At 48.6% G+C, this 15,339-nt stretch carries 14 protein-coding genes; 2 read left to right on the forward strand and 12 right to left on the reverse strand.

Translation table 11 applies throughout. The features are described from left to right. Positions 1–98 precede the first annotated feature (98 nt). From qcrB to ctaE, 4 genes are read right to left on the reverse strand one after another with little or no spacing between them, the layout of a single operon-like run. Positions 99–1,763 carry a cytochrome bc1 complex cytochrome b subunit gene (qcrB, locus tag ACFR81_RS03470; protein WP_343876486.1) on the reverse strand — a complete coding sequence of 555 codons (1,665 nt, stop codon included), beginning with the start codon at positions 1,761–1,763 and terminating at the stop codon, positions 99–101. Continuing rightward, positions 1,763–2,857, reverse strand: a complete 1,095-nt coding sequence (gene qcrA / locus ACFR81_RS03475; protein WP_068171066.1) for a cytochrome bc1 complex Rieske iron-sulfur subunit — start codon at positions 2,855–2,857, stop codon at positions 1,763–1,765. Before qcrA ends, qcrB begins: the two co-directional genes overlap by 1 nt. Positions 2,858–2,905: 48 nt before the next feature. Further along, on the reverse strand, positions 2,906–3,700 hold the full coding sequence (gene qcrC / locus ACFR81_RS03480) for a cytochrome bc1 complex diheme cytochrome c subunit (RefSeq protein ID WP_068171063.1): 795 nt from the start codon (positions 3,698–3,700) through the stop codon (positions 2,906–2,908). A 59-nt stretch (positions 3,701–3,759) separates the two neighbouring features. Next, positions 3,760–4,398: an aa3-type cytochrome oxidase subunit III gene (gene ctaE, locus ACFR81_RS03485; protein WP_145177596.1), complete on the reverse strand. Its 639-nt coding sequence runs from the start codon at positions 4,396–4,398 to the stop codon at positions 3,760–3,762. A gap of 214 nt (positions 4,399–4,612) precedes the next feature. Between ctaE and trpD the strand changes: the two genes are divergently transcribed. Then, a complete protein-coding gene (trpD, locus tag ACFR81_RS03490; protein WP_343876485.1) occupies positions 4,613–5,680 on the forward strand; it encodes an anthranilate phosphoribosyltransferase in 1,068 nt (355 codons plus the stop codon). 82 nt (positions 5,681–5,762) lie between these two features. On the opposite strand, the gene ACFR81_RS03495 is transcribed toward trpD, so the two are convergent. Then, positions 5,763–6,128: a DUF3054 domain-containing protein gene (locus ACFR81_RS03495; RefSeq protein WP_068171062.1), complete on the reverse strand. Its 366-nt coding sequence runs from the start codon at positions 6,126–6,128 to the stop codon at positions 5,763–5,765. Positions 6,129–6,410: 282 nt separating this feature from the next. Between ACFR81_RS03495 and ACFR81_RS03500 the strand changes: the two genes are divergently transcribed. Continuing rightward, positions 6,411–6,749 (forward strand): RNA polymerase-binding protein RbpA, encoded by a 339-nt coding sequence (locus ACFR81_RS03500; protein WP_068171059.1) that lies wholly within the window; start codon positions 6,411–6,413, stop codon positions 6,747–6,749. A gap of 68 nt (positions 6,750–6,817) precedes the next feature. On the opposite strand, the gene ACFR81_RS03505 is transcribed toward ACFR81_RS03500, so the two are convergent. The 7 genes from ACFR81_RS03505 to ACFR81_RS03535 all read right to left on the reverse strand — a co-directional run bounded on the left by ACFR81_RS03505 (position 6,818) and on the right by ACFR81_RS03535 (position 15,244). Further along, positions 6,818–7,564, reverse strand: coding sequence for a polyprenol monophosphomannose synthase (locus ACFR81_RS03505; RefSeq protein ID WP_343876484.1), 747 nt, complete (start codon positions 7,562–7,564; stop codon positions 6,818–6,820). A gap of 108 nt (positions 7,565–7,672) precedes the next feature. Continuing rightward, positions 7,673–8,731, reverse strand: a complete 1,059-nt coding sequence (locus ACFR81_RS03510; RefSeq protein ID WP_343876483.1) for an MDR/zinc-dependent alcohol dehydrogenase-like family protein — start codon at positions 8,729–8,731, stop codon at positions 7,673–7,675. Positions 8,732–8,739: 8 nt separating this feature from the next. Then, complete coding sequence (locus ACFR81_RS03515) at positions 8,740–11,577, reverse strand: DEAD/DEAH box helicase (RefSeq protein ID WP_343876482.1); 2,838 nt, start codon at positions 11,575–11,577, stop codon at positions 8,740–8,742. Positions 11,578–11,643: 66 nt separating this feature from the next. After that, a complete protein-coding gene (gene tatC / locus ACFR81_RS03520; protein ID WP_358430355.1) occupies positions 11,644–12,534 on the reverse strand; it encodes a twin-arginine translocase subunit TatC in 891 nt (296 codons plus the stop codon). An 88-nt stretch (positions 12,535–12,622) separates the two neighbouring features. Next, a complete protein-coding gene (gene tatA / locus ACFR81_RS03525) occupies positions 12,623–12,901 on the reverse strand; it encodes a Sec-independent protein translocase subunit TatA (protein WP_068171047.1) in 279 nt (92 codons plus the stop codon). Then, positions 12,894–13,280, reverse strand: coding sequence for a hypothetical protein (locus tag ACFR81_RS03530; protein ID WP_141669394.1), 387 nt, complete (start codon positions 13,278–13,280; stop codon positions 12,894–12,896). Before ACFR81_RS03530 ends, tatA begins: the two co-directional genes overlap by 8 nt. A 53-nt stretch (positions 13,281–13,333) precedes the next feature. Beyond that, positions 13,334–15,244 carry a helix-turn-helix transcriptional regulator gene (locus tag ACFR81_RS03535; RefSeq protein ID WP_343876480.1) on the reverse strand — a complete coding sequence of 637 codons (1,911 nt, stop codon included), beginning with the start codon at positions 15,242–15,244 and terminating at the stop codon, positions 13,334–13,336. Positions 15,245–15,339 lie beyond the last annotated feature (95 nt).

Below are 15,339 nucleotides of genomic sequence, written 5' to 3' on the forward strand. Positions count from 1 at the left end.
ACCGGAACCAGACCCTAAAGCCTCTAACCGCCTAGAATAAAACCAGTCCAACTTTCGGGGGCCAGTTCAAAGAGGAGAGGGGCTTTTAGAATATCTATTTAGTGAATTTCCTTGGTATCAGAAGCTGCTACAGATCCATGGTTTTCATCATGGGCTTGATGCGCTGCTTCAAGTTCCGCAGGAGTTACAGAAACTACTCGATCCTGGAACCAAATCTTCGAAAGACCCGCACGAGTCTTTTCGGCGAAGGAAATCTTACCCTTCTTATTTGGCTGAGCCGCCAGGGGAGCAGGTGACTCAAAGTTCACCAGCTTGTATCGACGGTACTCATCTAGAGGCTTGTGAACCTCGATGAATTCACCGTGAGGAAGCTGAACAACCTGACCGGATTCAATACCGTGGAGCACAAGCTCGCGGTCCTTACGCTGCAAAGCAAGGCATACGCGCTGAGTGACAAAGAAACCGACCAAAGGACCAAGAATCAGCGAAGCACGAAGCCAGTAGGCGACGTCGTTCAGTGATAGATGGAAGTGAGTTGCAATGAGGTCAGAGCTAGCCGCTACCATCAATGTGCCGTAAGCAATGATTCCCGCTACACCTACACCAGTGCGGTAGGGAGCATTGCGAGGACGATCAAGGATGTGATGTTCGCGGTTGTCTTTGGTAACCCAACGCTCAAGCCAAGGCCAGATGAACATTGCCATGACGATGAGTCCCGCAGGAATCAATGGTCCTAGAACACTGAATACCCAGGTTCCGCCTAGAACGTTGAATTCCCAGTGCCAAGGCCATGCGCCAGGCATCAAACGCAATGCACCATCGCCAAATCCGACGTACCAGTCAGGCTGGGTACCAGCCTGAACGGGGGAGGGATCATAAGGGCCATAATTCCAGATTGCGTTAATGGTGAAGGTCGAAGCCAAGAAGGCGATGATACCGAAAACGATAAAGAAGAAACCGCCAGCTTTAGCTGCATACACAGGACCAACAGGGAAACCAACCACATTACCCTCAGTGCGACCGGGTCCGGGGTACTGAGTGTGCTTGTGAACAACGACCATGAACAAGTGGATTGCAACACAAAGAAGAATCAGTGCAGGAACAATCATGATATGCATGGAGTACAAACGACCGATGAGCTGCTCACCGGGGAATTCTCCACCGAAGAAGAAGAGAGAAAGGTAAGTTCCTACCAACGGTAGAGCCTTCATGATTCCGTCAACAATGCGCAGACCGTTACCGGACAGGACGTCGTCGGGGAGGGAGTAACCGGTGAAGCCAGCAGCAATACCCAAAATAAAGAGTACGCAACCTACTACCCAGTTAAGTTCACGGGGGCGACGGAATGCGCCAGTGAAGAACACACGGAGCATGTGGATGGTCAATGCCAACATGAACATAAGAGCTGCCCAGTGGTGAATCTGACGAAGAAGTAGACCACCGCGGACATCAAACGAGATGTGTAGCGTTGATGCATAAGCCACAGACATCTCGGTGCCCTTCATAGGCACATAAGAACCATCATATGCAACGGGTGCCATCGAAGGGTTGAACCACAGCGTAAGGAAGGTACCCGAAAGAATCAGGATAACCAAGCTGTAAAGAGCTACTTCACCGAACATGAAAGTCCAGTGGTCGGGGAAAATCTTTCGACCGAATTCCTTGATGATTCCAGACAAACCTACACGGCTATCAACAAAGTTTGCGATACGCCCGGTTGATGTCTTTGCCTGGTAATCAGTTTCAACAGTTGTGTGTGACATTATTTTGTCTCACCTGCCATCTCTTTTACGTGTTTGCCACGTTCCCAGTAAGCAGGGCCAACAGGTTCGTGGAAGTCGCTCTGAGCTACCAGGTAGCCTTCTGAGTCAACAGCGATGGGAAGCTGAGGCAGAGCGTGACCAGCAGGTCCGAAAACTACCTTGCATTCATCAGCCGCGTCAAAGGTTGACTGGTGGCAAGGGCAGAGCAAATGGTGGGTTCGCTGCTCATACAGAGCAATGGGGCAACCAACGTGGGTGCAAACTTTGGAGTAAGCAATAATGCCGTCAACGTTCCAGTCTTCACGACCGGCTGATACCTTGAGGTCACTGGGATCTAAACGCATCAAGAGAACAACAGCTTTAGCCTTTTCGTTCAGGTAACCCTGATCGTGGCTGAGCGATGAAAGGTTCTCAGGAAGTACGTGGTAAGCGGAACCTAAAGTAACGTCTGAAGCCTTGATAGGAGTACCAGAAGGGTCACGCACCAGGCGTACTCCCTTGTCCCACATCGTGTGCTTCAATACTGAAGGATCAGCAGGACCCAAGTCGCGCAAGAAGGTGACAAAAGTCAGAGGAGCGAGAATAACTGAACCAATCAAGGTATTGCGCAAGAGCGGACGGCGCTTAATGCCGGACTCTGCAATAATAGTTTCAACAATCTCCTGTGCTTCTGCACGATCTGCTTCAGCAGAAACCGCGTGACGGTATTCAACCATCTCATGATCAGGCATGAGGGTACGAGCCCAATGCACAACGCCGATGCCGATGCCGAACATCGAGAATGCAATTCCCAAACCAAGTAGAAGGTTTTGCAAACGAAGCGCGTTCGTGGGCTCGGGGTTCATTACATCGTAATATTCGCCCCCAATTTTAATACCGAAATAAGCTACCCAGAACAAAATCGCGCCAAGGATGGAAATCACAAACAGGAGTGAAACCTGTCGCTCTGCGGACTTTGCCTTATGGGGATCCACGTCAGTAAGGCGTGGTGCATGAGGAGGTAGCCCCGGGTTGGGGAATGTCTCCTTGCCTTCCTCATGAGAGGTAACTACGACTGAGGATGTCTTCCTAGCGTCGTCACTATGGTTGCCCATGTGTTGCCTCAAATCTTCCTAATACGAAAACTAATGTGTGTGGTGTGCTTAAGCTGAGCGTGAAGTCAGCCAGACAGTGAAAATCAAGATAATTCCCAAGCCTAAAGTCCAAATCAACAGACCTTCGGCAACAGGACCAAGTGACCCGAGGGCAAAACCACCGGGGGAGTTGTTTACTTCCTGAGACTTCAGGTAAGTGATAACATCTCGTTTCTCTTCAGGGGTAATGTTCGCATCGTTGAACACTGGCATATTCTGAGGGCCAGTTTCCATTGCCTCGTAGATGTGCTTCTCAGATACGCCCATCAAAGTTGGTGCGAACTTACCGCGAGTCAGTGCACCGCCAACACCCGCTGCGTTATGGCACATAGCGCAGTTAGCCAAAAAGATCTTGGCACCGTTAGCTGCATCGCCTTTGGAAACGTCAAGGTACTCATCTTCAGGAACGGACGGTCCCGCGCCGAGAGATGAAACATAAGCAGCCAGCTGATCGGTCTGCTCTTCATTAAACTGACCCGGCTTAAGCTGAGCCTGGGTACCCTGCATCTGCATAGGCATACGACCGGTGCCGACCTGGAAGTCAACTGCGGCAGCTCCTACACCAACAAGCGAGGGACCATCAGCGGTGCCCTCAGCGTTGGTGCCGTGACAGGTCGCGCAGTTTGAGATAAAGAGTTTCTCTCCTTCTTGGGCCTGCGTAGCTGTGTAGGTGGTGCTAGTTTCAGCTTTAGCCTCATTCGTAGCTGTGGCAACTGCATAGAGGCCACCGGTGAGGAGTAAAGCTAGAGCAAGCAACACGATGGCTGCAAGAGGATGACGCCTCTTCTGAGAAAGTGCCTTCACGTCGTTTGATCCTTAGTGTGTGTGCTGGTTGAACTATTGATGTGGCGATTTGTTTCTATTTACTTCAAGAAGTAAACGACGGCGAAAAGAACAATCCAGACGACGTCAACAAAGTGCCAATAGTATGAAACAACGATTGCTGAAGTTGCTTCATAATGACCGAATCGCTTTGCAGCGTATGCGCGGCCAATGATGAATAGGAATGCAATCAGGCCACCGGTCACGTGAATAGCGTGGAAACCAGTGGTGATGTAGAAAGCTGATCCGTAAGCAGAGTGAGCGATTGTTACGCCTTCTGCGACGAGGTTTGCGTACTCATAAACCTGCATAGACACAAAGAATGCGCCCATGAGGAAGGTCAGCAGGAACCACTCGACCATGCCCCACTCTTTAACGTTAAAGAGGGAGCCAGTGCGACGTGGCTTTAGCTGCTCTGCTTTGAATACACCAAACTGACAGGTCACCGAACTCAACACCAAAACGATGGTGTTGACGGTGGCCAACGGAACAGCTAGATGTTCGGTATTTTCTGCCCAAATATCGGGTCGTGATGCCCGAAGGGTGAAATACATGGCGAATAGTCCGGCAAAGAACATCAACTCTGATGCCAACCAAACAACGGTGCCGACGGCGACAGCGTTGGGTCGGTTCAAAGTCGTGTGGGCCGACTTACTTGGGGTATGGGTTGCAGTTGTCACATAGACATTATGTCTGTAAAACTTCGAAGAAACCAATATATGAGCTCCTTTCTTCCCATGCGTGTTGAAAATCTCTAGGGAATACAAGGGAAGGCCTGCAGAAAATTTTTGAAAATTTCGCACATGTTACAAAACTGACCTGCGGCATAATTCCTGAAGTTCACAGCTTGAAATATTTAAAGCACCTGGCGATTCTGCCCGCTATGCTGAACCCATGAGCATATCTGAGATATCGAACCCAGCTATTTCCTGGAAAGCCATTCTGAATAAATTGACTCTTCGCCATGATCTTTCCGAGCAAGAAATCGGGTGGGCAATGGCTGAGATAATGAATGGAGTAGTCTCGGAGGCTATCATTGGCGCCTTCCTAATTGCACTTCATGTCAAGGGGGAGTCTCCTGAAGAACTGAGTGCGCTAGCTCAGGGGATGCTAGATAAAGCGGAAAAGATCGAAATTAGCTCTAACGCAGTAGATATTGTGGGCACCGGGGGAGACCAGCATAATACGGTCAATATTTCCACTATGGCATCAATGGTGATTGTGGGCGCCGGGGTTCCCGTCATTAAACACGGTAACCGCGCATCGTCGTCCTCTTCCGGCTCCGCAGACGTGCTGGAGAAGTTAGGCATCAATCTCAATATGCCGATTTCTGACATCATTCAGTGTTTAGAAACAGTAGGAATTGCTTTTCTGTTCGCCCAGGTATTTCACCCCTCCATGAAACATGTGGCTCCCACCAGAAAACAGTTGGGGGTTCCTACTGCCTTCAACTATTTGGGTCCCATGACGAATCCTGCGCAGGTGCGTTCTTCTGCAATTGGGGTAGCTGACGAAGCGATGGCTCGCAAAATTGCTGATGTCTTTGCCTCGCGTAACGATCATGCCCTGATTTTTAGAGGTGGAGACGGTTTGGATGAACTGACTATCACCTGTAATTCCCAGCTTTGGGAAGTATACGAGGGCGCCGTAACTGCGCACGTTATCGACCCCCGTGAATTTGGATTCAATCTAGGCACGTTAGAAGATTTACGCGGTGGTACGGCTTCCGAAAACGCAGAAGTATTTGAACGAATCATGGCGGGGGAGAGCGGGCATATAAGGGAGGCCGTTCTCCTCAATGCTGCAGCAGGGATTGTAGCTTTCGAACCCGTCGGTGAGGGGCAGAGTTTCAACGAACGTTTTGTGGCAGCCCTGGATAGAGCGAAAACATCACTGGACAATGGAAGAGCTCATAAGGTGCTGAAGAACTGGAGAGAGTTTTCACAAACTACAGCAAACTAAAACTTAAAGTTTAGCTTGAAAGAAATAGGTGTTTCTTGAGTAGAAGAAACGCCTATTTTCTTCAATTTGTTGAGCGAAGATGTTAACCATCAACTCTTTGACGTCGTCGGTCAATAAGCAGCCATAGTGCTCGCCATCCCACAAGAAAGACTCCTAGGACACCCAAGGTGACGATAAAGAAACTGAGAGCGCTGGTGCCTCCGAAGAACAGTCTTAAGAGGTGACCTAACGCAGCAGTTCCGAGCCAAACACTCAATCCCGCAGGAAGAATATTAAATGGCATATTTCGAACCATAGGCAAGATCCACACAATGCATAGTCCAAGAAGGAATGGAACTGCCGTCAAGAAAGTTCCTGCTAATCCTTCTGCATGCGACGAACGCCCAATGCCCACAAAAATTAAGACCAAAAGTGCATCCACTGCGAATGCCAACCATTTATTTTTCATGTTTACCTCCGCAATAAGTGTGCCTGATACAGAGCCACAAAGGAAACAGGGGAGATGAATTTACTATTACTTTACATAATGTAGATTATCGGCGTTTTAGATTGTTGAGTAACCATAAGGTAGAACATGATTTTTGCACCATTTTTACTACCGTCGCACTGTCGCCACCGCAAAACCCCAACCAACCCATATAATTATCCTTTGGTCTAGAGTTGGGTGCGGAATATTATTTAGCTCTTGTCCGTTACGTCTAACAATGCCCTGGATTTTGGAGGAAAGTTTATGAGCGATCGTAGCCTAAGAGGTATGCGCCTAGGTTCGCAATCAATGGAAACCGAAGCAGGTGTCGAACCAGCACCCCGTCAGCGAGTTGAATACCGCACTGAAGACGGCGAAAAGGTATTTGTAACATTTGCCCAAGAAGCAGAGATTCCCCATACGTGGACAGCAAAATCCGGCAAAGTGGCTACCTTAGTCAATGGTGAAGGTGAACCGGTAGATTCGCATGAAAAGCCGATTCGTACTCACTGGGATATGCTCCTCGAACGCCGTTCCATGGAAGAACTTGAAGAAACCCTTCAACAGCGTCTTGATGTTTACCGCGAACGTCACGCCTTGTAAGCAGACAGTTAATCGGAAGATGGGGGTGAGAACTTAGGTTCTCACCCCCATCTGTATATTAATCGGGCTTATCGCTGTGTTAGCTTCTTCATAAATTCGCCCACCTTTTTACCGCGGGACTTGATTCCCCAGCTCGAAACCTTAGTCATCGAGTCAAAAATGATGTTGCCGTCCATTTTTGAATCCCCAATTTCGCGTTCAATAAACGTAATGGGTACTTCGACAATCTTGAAACCAGCTTGTTCTGATCTCCATGCAAGGTCTACCTGAAATACGTATCCCTTCGAATCTATGCCTTCTAGGTTCAATCTCTCCAAAGTGTCACGGCGGAAGGCGCGGAAACCAGCCGTTATATCATTAATTTTGGTACCCAAAATCAGCTTAGTGTAGAGGTTGGCACCGCGGGAAAGGATTTGACGGTGAACGGGCCAATTTTTTGTCTTTCCGCCGGTGATGTAGCGTGAACCGATAGCTAGATCGGCGCCGTCTTCAACTGCCTTTACCAACAAAGGAAGCTGCTCGGGCTGGTGGGATCCATCGGCATCCATCTCTACCAAGACGTCATATCCCTCAGCAAGACCCCAATCGAACCCAGCAAGGTAAGCACCGCCCAATCCATCTTTGACGATACGGTGAAGTACATGGATGTTTGAATCCTTACTCGATAGCTGATCTGCAATTTCTCCGGTGCCGTCGGGGCTGTTGTCATCAACAACCAGAATGTGCCCCTCAGGCATAGCTGCGCGGAGGCGCTCCACTACAACAGGTAGGTTCTCTTTTTCGTTGTAGGTGGGAATCACCGTTAGGACCCGCATAAATATCTCCTCGTTGCCACTGTTACCTGCGGCGATGAATAAAAACTAGAATCTCAGTATAGCTTTTCTATAGTGCAGCTGACCAAACCGGTCGAGAACATGAAGCTGTTAGATAACTTGAAATTGACCAGCAATCAGCAAATCAACTAACTCTGGCAGATTATCTTTTTCAAGTACCGGCAACAGCGGAATTCTTGCACGTGGATCCGTGCTCCAGGCAGCGACCCTGTCGTCTGCTGTTTGAACCATCAGTTCCGTGACTTTCCAACGAGCGACATCTGCCATTGACTGGGGGCTGAGTTGACCAAATGTAGGATTGGACTCCCCTACTGCTCTATAGACACCGCGCGTCATAGCGTTGAACGTAGCTCGCGCAGATAGTTGATCTTCAGGACGAGTGCGAACAACATGCGTGAGGGCGAGCTCCCATCCTAAAACTCTTGATTCCTGGTTGACGTCGGAACCTAAAAAGACCAACGCTCCAGCAGCCACAGCTTGACGAATAGATGAGTCGTTTTCCGCGATCTGGGATGAGAATCCCAGTGCTACACCTAAATCTCGAGCAACACTTATATTTTCACTGGTGATAGAAGAGATACCGTCTAAACGCGGAGCGAGTCGAAATCTGTCTAATTCATTAAAAGCAGAGAGGGCAGATAAGAATTTCTCTATATCGACTTCATCCCGTGGAACAAATGAAACTCTTAGGCGGTGGTCTAGTGCTTTCTGAAGAAAAGAAGTGAGGTCAACCGATGCTTCCCGAATTTGGACACCGTGAATACCTGCAACAAGCTGCTCTATATCTTCTTTGCCACTGATAATCGCATAAACGAAGGTGTGTAAAGGCGAGGCGGAGATATTAATAGATTCACAAGCAGATTGAGGAAGGAAGAGCGACGTCGAAGCGTAGCCTGCATGGATTAACCGCTCCGATAAAATCGCAAGTTCATCTTGAGACTGAACCGTTGCGCCGCCGTGAAAGAACGCAGGTGTCAGCAAATCTCCTACAAGCTCTACCTTATGCATAGAGTTATCGTAAATAGAGTCAGCGCCGGCGTCTGAACCAACCCAATCGACGGCAGTTTCAGTCAAGACCATCGCAGTTGCATAAGGATCGACCGGACTGTACACCGATCCATCGCAGAACACTAAAGTTTTAGTTGACATTTATTTCCTTAAATTTGTGTTGCTACTACACCACGGCGGAGCAACATAATGGCACGTTCACACTGGGCTTTTAGCTCAATATCGTTCTGAGCAACATGTGAAATCTGATCCAGCACGTCAATCACCTGTTTAATCCAACGCACGAAGTCACCCGCAGCAAGGTCAGTATTCTGAATTGCTTGGGCCAAGGAATCTCCACGAGCCCATTTATAGGTGGGCCAAACCATACCTAAATCGGGGGCAGATGTTTCCGGTAGGTTGAACCGTTCTTCTCGTTCGGTCAATTTACTCCACAGGGTTACCAAAGTAACGATCGGCTGTTCTATTGAGGAATGGGGATATTTGCTGAGCATACCCATTTCCTCGCGTTTGGCTTCAAAAACCAGCGCTGAAACCACAGCGGCAGTGGCAGCCGGATCCAAATTCTTCAAAAACTTTTCTTCAAGTCCAAGAGAAAGTAACAAGTCTTTCTCACCATAGACACGCCGTAGGCTCTGACCCCGCTGGGTTAAATGAGCTTCTCCCCCGCTATCCCGCTCAACATAATTAAATGATTCAAGGAGTCTAATGATTCTCTTAAAAATTTGAGAAATAGTGTTGGTTCGGCGACTGATTTGTAGACGAAGCCCATGGGTATCTCGTTCCAGCTTCCACCACCGTTCAGCCCAACGAGCATGGTTCTCCCGATCTGAACAACCATGGCAGGGGTGCGCTTTCAATTGCTTGCGCAACTTAGTAACTTCTTGCTCCTGGTGGCTATCCTTGCGATCAAACCACGATCTCTCTGAAACATTTCGCGGGGGACGATTTTCATAAAGCGCCTCGCGCAAACGAGATGCCATGTCCCGACGTTCTTTAGGCGTCTTCCCTTGGAATTTCTTCGGGACCTTGATTTTAGAAACGGGAACTATTGGCCCTTCTAAATCATCTGCGGAGAGACGGCGCAGATGCGCATCATCAGTCAAAATGGCAGGTCGCGGATCGTGCCCTGCCTCAGCCCTAGTCAGGATAACTGCAAAGCCTCGGTTACGTCCACGCGGAATCTCAATCACATCACCAGGCAGCAAGTCATGGATTGAAGCCATAGCCTGAGAATGCTCAAGACGTTTGCGTCCTTTCTCAGATTTCTTCTCCGCCTCATTGAGTTGCTTACGTAACTGAGCGTATTCCTTGAAGTCGCCCAGATGGCAATGCATAGACTTTTCGTAACCTTCAAGCGCTCGCTCATTCTTACGAACACGCTGGGCTATTCCCACGACAGATTTATCCGCCTGGAACTGGGCAAACGATGACTCCAGAATTTTCTGCGCTGGCCCCTCCCCAAATTGAGCGAGAAGATTGGCGCTCATATTATAGGTGGGCCGGAATGATGAATTGAGAGGATAGGTACGCTTAGACGCCAATCCTGCTACCTGCTGGGGTTCCAGACCCGGCTTCCATAGCACGACTGCGTGACCTTCGACGTCGATGCCGCGACGACCGGCACGACCAGTAAGCTGGGTGTACTCCCCCGGTGTGATGTCTACATGTGTCTCGCCATTGAACTTAGTGAGCTTTTCTAGCACCACTGAGCGTGCGGGCATATTAATACCAAGGGCTAATGTCTCCGTAGCGAATACAACCTTGATGAGTCCTTCTGCAAATAGAGCCTCTACAACTTCCTTGAATACCGGCAGTAACCCTGCGTGATGAGCTGCTATGCCGCGGGTGAGTCCCTCTCTCCACTCGTAGAAACCAAGTACATTAAGATCCTTGATATCCAAAGCAGCTGTAGCTTCTGCAACGTAGGCTCGGATAAGCGCAGCCTCTTGGTCGGTCGTCAAACGAACATCAGCATCTATACATTGGGAGACGGCAGCATCGCAGCCAGCGCGAGAGAAGATAAAGCAGATTGCGGGGAGCAAGGCATCCTGGTCAAGAGCCTCAATCATGTCTGGTCGAGACGCGCGGAAAGGACGAAGATGTTGCTCAGAACCACTACGGTTAAAACCGGAACTGTGGCGATTACGGGAGCGGGAATTTCGATGGGCTGCTCGAGAGAACTTTTCGGCGTTTTGCCGCGGTCCCCGCCCACGATATCCTCGAAGCCGCAATAACTCAGGATTGACGTCAGGAACTTCGTCTTTGTTCTTGTCGAGTAGTTCAGCAGTTTCTTCAACAGTTGTATCATCCAAGAACAGATCGACCAGGCGATTCCCGACCATGACATGCTGCCACAACGGAACGGGGCGATGCTCGGACACAATAATATCTGTAGTTCCGCGAACGGTATCCAGCCACGCACCGAATTCTTCAGCGTTAGAGATAGTAGCTGAGAGCGAGATAAGTGAGATGTGCTCAGGAAGGTGAATAATAATTTCTTCCCACACCGCTCCACGAGCTCGATCAGCCAAATAGTGAACCTCATCCATCACCACATAACCCAGATTAAGGAGGGTAGAGGACTCTGCGTAAATCATGTTGCGCAAAACCTCGGTGGTCATCACTACAACATCGGCTTCAGAGTTGATAGATGTATCACCGGTCAACAACCCCACAGCCTCTTCCCCATAAATCTGCACCAAGTCATGATACTTCTGGTTACTCAGTGCCTTGATTGGCGTGGTGTAGAAAGCCTTCTTGCCTTGAGACAGTGCCAGATAGATGGCGAACTCCCCCACGATAGTCTTACCAGCCCCCGTGGGTGCTGCCACCAGTACCGCGCGTCCAGACTCGACCGATTCACAAGCTCTTACCTGAAAATCATCCAGAGGGAAATCAAGCGTATTTTGAAAGGAGCCGAAAACGGTTTTTTGCTTTTTGGCGCGTTCTTTAGCTGCGAAGAAGTTATCTGCAAGAGAAGACATATACCCATACTATGACGAAAGAAGACCCCCAATGAAACCATCGGGGGTCTTGCACAGTGGTTGAGGCTAAGAGCTCAATCGAGAGGATTCCACAGAACCGCTATTCTCCTCAATTCGCCCCAATTGTTCTAATTCTTCAGCCGAAGTCGCACGGTCAATTTCTGTTTCAGAAAGACCCTTTGCGAGCTTAGCGCGCTTTCTTTCCACTCGTTTATCATGCAACAAGCAGATAACAATTGCGATAAAGAAGAAGAATAGCAGGGGTGCTGCAAGATAGAACATCGTCATAATATCCGTACCTGGCGCCGTCATTGCAGCAATGGTTGCAACAAAAACCACGACCCAGCGCCACTGCTTCAGGATTGTCCGCCCCGGAAGTATACCCATGAAGTTCAAGCCCACAAGAATTACCGGAATCACGAAAGCCAGAGCAAACGAGACCATAAATTTGACGACGAATGAAATATAGATTTCAGCAGAAATGATGTTGGACGTGCCGTCGGGGTTGAATGCAGTCAGTGCAAAGACCGCGGCGGGCAGACAAATCCAAGCGGTCAAAAGACCAATGAGGAACATAGGTACCGCTGAAAAGATAAACCCCAGTGCGTAGCGTTTCTCTTTCTTATACAGCGCTGGGGTAATAAACGCCCAGAGCTGGTATAGCCATACTGGAGCCGCCAGAACCAGTCCGATGTAGAGAGATACAGTTACCATCAAACTAAACGATGACTGTACGGTGGAGTAATTCAGCAGGGCTTCTCGACCTTGTTTCGCATTGATTTCATCGAGCGGGGCTTTGATAGCTGTGATGAATGGCTGATAGAGAAAGAAACCACCCACAGCGCCGAGCACTGTAGCAACAGCTGCTTTAATGATCCTATTTTTGAATTCGCGAAGATGCTCCATCAAGGCCATATTTGCCTGAGGATTATTCTTGCGGCTCGTTGCCTTTGCCATCATTTACCTTAGAACCGAAAACTTCATGTGCTCGAATTCAACCCGTGTTCTGAGAAGTGAACACGGGTTGAATCGTCAGAAGAGAAAATTAGATATTTCGAGGAGTTTCGTCAGCTACATCTGCACGTGTAGATCCAACGTTCTTGTTATCAACAACTTCGCCGGTGACGACGTCGTCCTGTGCTGAAGAGCGGGGCGCAGAATCATTTTTGTTGTCTTTCTTCATGCCATCTACCTCAGACTTGAAGATGCGCATGGACTGACCGAGGCTACGCGCCATACCGGGAAGCTTGGGTGCACCAAAAAGAAGAATGATGATGATCAAAAGTACGATCAGCATGACTGGATTATCAAAAAGTCTACCCATGAGTAGCACCCTTTCTTGAGTATTTTTGAAGGTCACTCACATTCTGTGGCTGACCAAGTGTTTCTCGTTTATTGATTCTACGCGAGATTCGTCGCTGGGCTCGTTCATTTTTGCGCTCTTCGTACTCGGTATATGTTTCTTTCACCGAACGAAAAATAGCTGGTTCTGTTTCTTCCCTCAAATGATGCGCCTGATAATGAGACGATTCATGAGCAACTTCAGATGCAATTTCACTAAACTTCATGAATTCTTCCATTGCTCGAAGTACTGTAGAGACAAGTCTTACCAGTAACCATCCCAAAACTGTGAGAGCTACTAAAACTAAAAGAGTCCATAGAATTGTCCAAAACCACCAAGGCATGAGCACAATTATAGACATCCTCTGCCCCTCATCCTTTCTGAGGAAGCTGAAAATTTATTGTATGTTTAGCCCTAAATAGACTGAGAGAGTTCTTTGACCTGATTTTTGAGGTAATTACGGAGCCCATTTGGTTCCAGGACTTCGACACTTCCTTGAGATTTCAGCACCAAATCCCAAATCCAAGCAGCTTCACCGTAGGCAATTTTGATGGTCTGAGTATCTTCATGAGCTACCTCTACAGTCGATTGATCAATCAGCGTCTTTAACTCAGGAGTCAATTCCTCCGCTATCTTACACGTTGCAATGTTGCCCTGCTGTTTCAAAGTTTCAATCCACTGCTGGGGGTTAGGTTGAAGAGGCGTTGAATCTGCTGGGGGCGATGGACAGCTCACCCTGTGAATATCGCTGAGGCGATCTACTCTGAAAACACGCGGGGCCTGACGTTGAAAACAAAACCCCGAAAGATACGTAAATTCATGTTGTTGGAAGAGTTCATAAGGCTGAATTGTTCTCTTCTCTATCCGATTCCCCGCCCGATAGGTAGCCTCGATACACTGCCTCTCGCACAGGGCACGCTTCACCTCGGAGATATTGCCTTCTGGCGGGAAAAAACTCAATGAAGTATCCATCTGGGCTGCGCTATCGGTGATATCCCTCCAAAACTCACGGGTTGATTGAAACACCGATGCTTCAGACGAAGTAGATTCTAAGAATTTGAGGACCAGTAGAACCAGAGCTTCTTCTTCCGGGGAAAAATTTATCTGATGTAATGCTTCCCCTACGCCCCTCACATACACGCGATTCTTCTCAACCTCAATATCAAAAAGTGATCCGTCCAAATTGACCCAGAGAGTAGAGAGTCTTTTCTTGACCGTAGCAGGACTCACTCCTGTTCTGCGACTGAGCTCAGCGCACGTAATCCCCGGATTCTCCATGGCTAAATGAATAAGAGATATTAATTCCGCAACCAAAATATCGGTACTGGCGCGCAAACGGGCCTTAGGAGGTTCTCTAAAAGTCAAACTTCCTACAGGGGGTTCCACGTCATAAGTACTCACCAGTCGTTTCAGAATAGATTTCTGTTCATCGTGTGCTACTTTTTGCTGGCGTGGGGAAAGCCTAAACTCATTAGACTCAACTTTGTCGATACCAGACAAAAATATGAGTTTCTGTTTGAAAGAGAGATAAAGAGCATCGTCCAAAGAATAGGCGGGAACCACCCGAAGTTCGAACGTCTCAGATAAAGACCTCGCCACTAAACCAAGTGGTGCAACATCAGAAATCTTTTCTAATGCTTCCTCCATTGAAAAAGAATCCTGAGAAATATCTAATCCATCAACCCGCTCAAGATCTGACATCCGATCTAAACGGAATATCCGCGACTTTCCATCGCTGCTCTGAGCACCAGCAACATACCAACGACCAAAACGATTGCCTATCCCTTGCACATACATTTCACGCAGTGACTCGTCACCGTTCGGCCCCTGATAGAGAAACTGTAAACTCTGCTTTCGCGCCAAAGCACTCAACACTATTAACAAAGAATCCGGTGCTGAAAGCAACGAAGGCTGGGAACCAAAATAGGCCTCCGCACTCTTACGTGACCACCCCAATTTTGACAGGACGGAATCTCCCAGCTTGTGAAAAGACCCGTTCCGCGCCACCAGCATCGCCCAAGCAATCATCAACACCGCTGAATCATTTGCCCGCATACGAGTGAGCCGATCTCTCACTTCGCTGGCATCCCGCTGTTTCAGCACGTAACGAAAGCTCACGCCGTCGTCATTGACAGAAGAATCAAGCAACCCAAGCCCGCGTAAAGTAGCTTTGTCTCGTTCAAACATCCGTTCAAAGGCTAAAACACTGGGAGCCTCCCGATATTCCTTCAAACTCCAACGGATATCATCGCGGCTCAGCCCCTTCGAACTCTTTGCCAACACATCAAAGAGTTGAAGTACCCGCTCCACTGCCTGTTTACTCATAAATACAAAGTAGCCCCCGAGGATCTGAACTGCTCCCCATTAGTTGGACTGAGAAATCAGTTTCTAACTAGTGGGGAGTATTTTTTTGAGAGCAC

It is taken from the genome of Rothia amarae (assembly GCF_042677725.1).
Classification (GTDB): Bacteria; Actinomycetota; Actinomycetes; order Actinomycetales; family Micrococcaceae; genus Rothia; species Rothia amarae.

Excerpts from the sequence above, each read along its gene's own strand:
- qcrB (WP_343876486.1), bottom strand. The coding sequence starts at position 1,763 with ATGTCACACACAACTGTTGAAACTGATTACCAGGCAAAGACATCAACC.
- qcrA (WP_068171066.1), bottom strand. The coding sequence starts at position 2,857 with ATGGGCAACCATAGTGACGACGCTAGGAAGACATCCTCAGTCGTAGTT.
- trpD (WP_343876485.1), top strand. The coding sequence starts at position 4,613 with ATGAGCATATCTGAGATATCGAACCCAGCTATTTCCTGGAAAGCCATT.
- ACFR81_RS03495 (WP_068171062.1), bottom strand. The coding sequence starts at position 6,128 with ATGAAAAATAAATGGTTGGCATTCGCAGTGGATGCACTTTTGGTCTTA.
- ACFR81_RS03500 (WP_068171059.1), top strand. The coding sequence starts at position 6,411 with ATGAGCGATCGTAGCCTAAGAGGTATGCGCCTAGGTTCGCAATCAATG.
- ACFR81_RS03505 (WP_343876484.1), bottom strand. The coding sequence starts at position 7,564 with ATGCGGGTCCTAACGGTGATTCCCACCTACAACGAAAAAGAGAACCTA.
- ACFR81_RS03510 (WP_343876483.1), bottom strand. The coding sequence starts at position 8,731 with ATGTCAACTAAAACTTTAGTGTTCTGCGATGGATCGGTGTACAGTCCG.
- ACFR81_RS03515 (WP_343876482.1), bottom strand. The coding sequence starts at position 11,577 with ATGTCTTCTCTTGCAGATAACTTCTTCGCAGCTAAAGAACGCGCCAAA.
- tatC (WP_358430355.1), bottom strand. The coding sequence starts at position 12,534 with ATGGCAAAGGCAACGAGCCGCAAGAATAATCCTCAGGCAAATATGGCC.
- tatA (WP_068171047.1), bottom strand. The coding sequence starts at position 12,901 with ATGGGTAGACTTTTTGATAATCCAGTCATGCTGATCGTACTTTTGATC.
- ACFR81_RS03530 (WP_141669394.1), bottom strand. The coding sequence starts at position 13,280 with ATGTCTATAATTGTGCTCATGCCTTGGTGGTTTTGGACAATTCTATGG.
- ACFR81_RS03535 (WP_343876480.1), bottom strand. The coding sequence starts at position 15,244 with ATGAGTAAACAGGCAGTGGAGCGGGTACTTCAACTCTTTGATGTGTTG.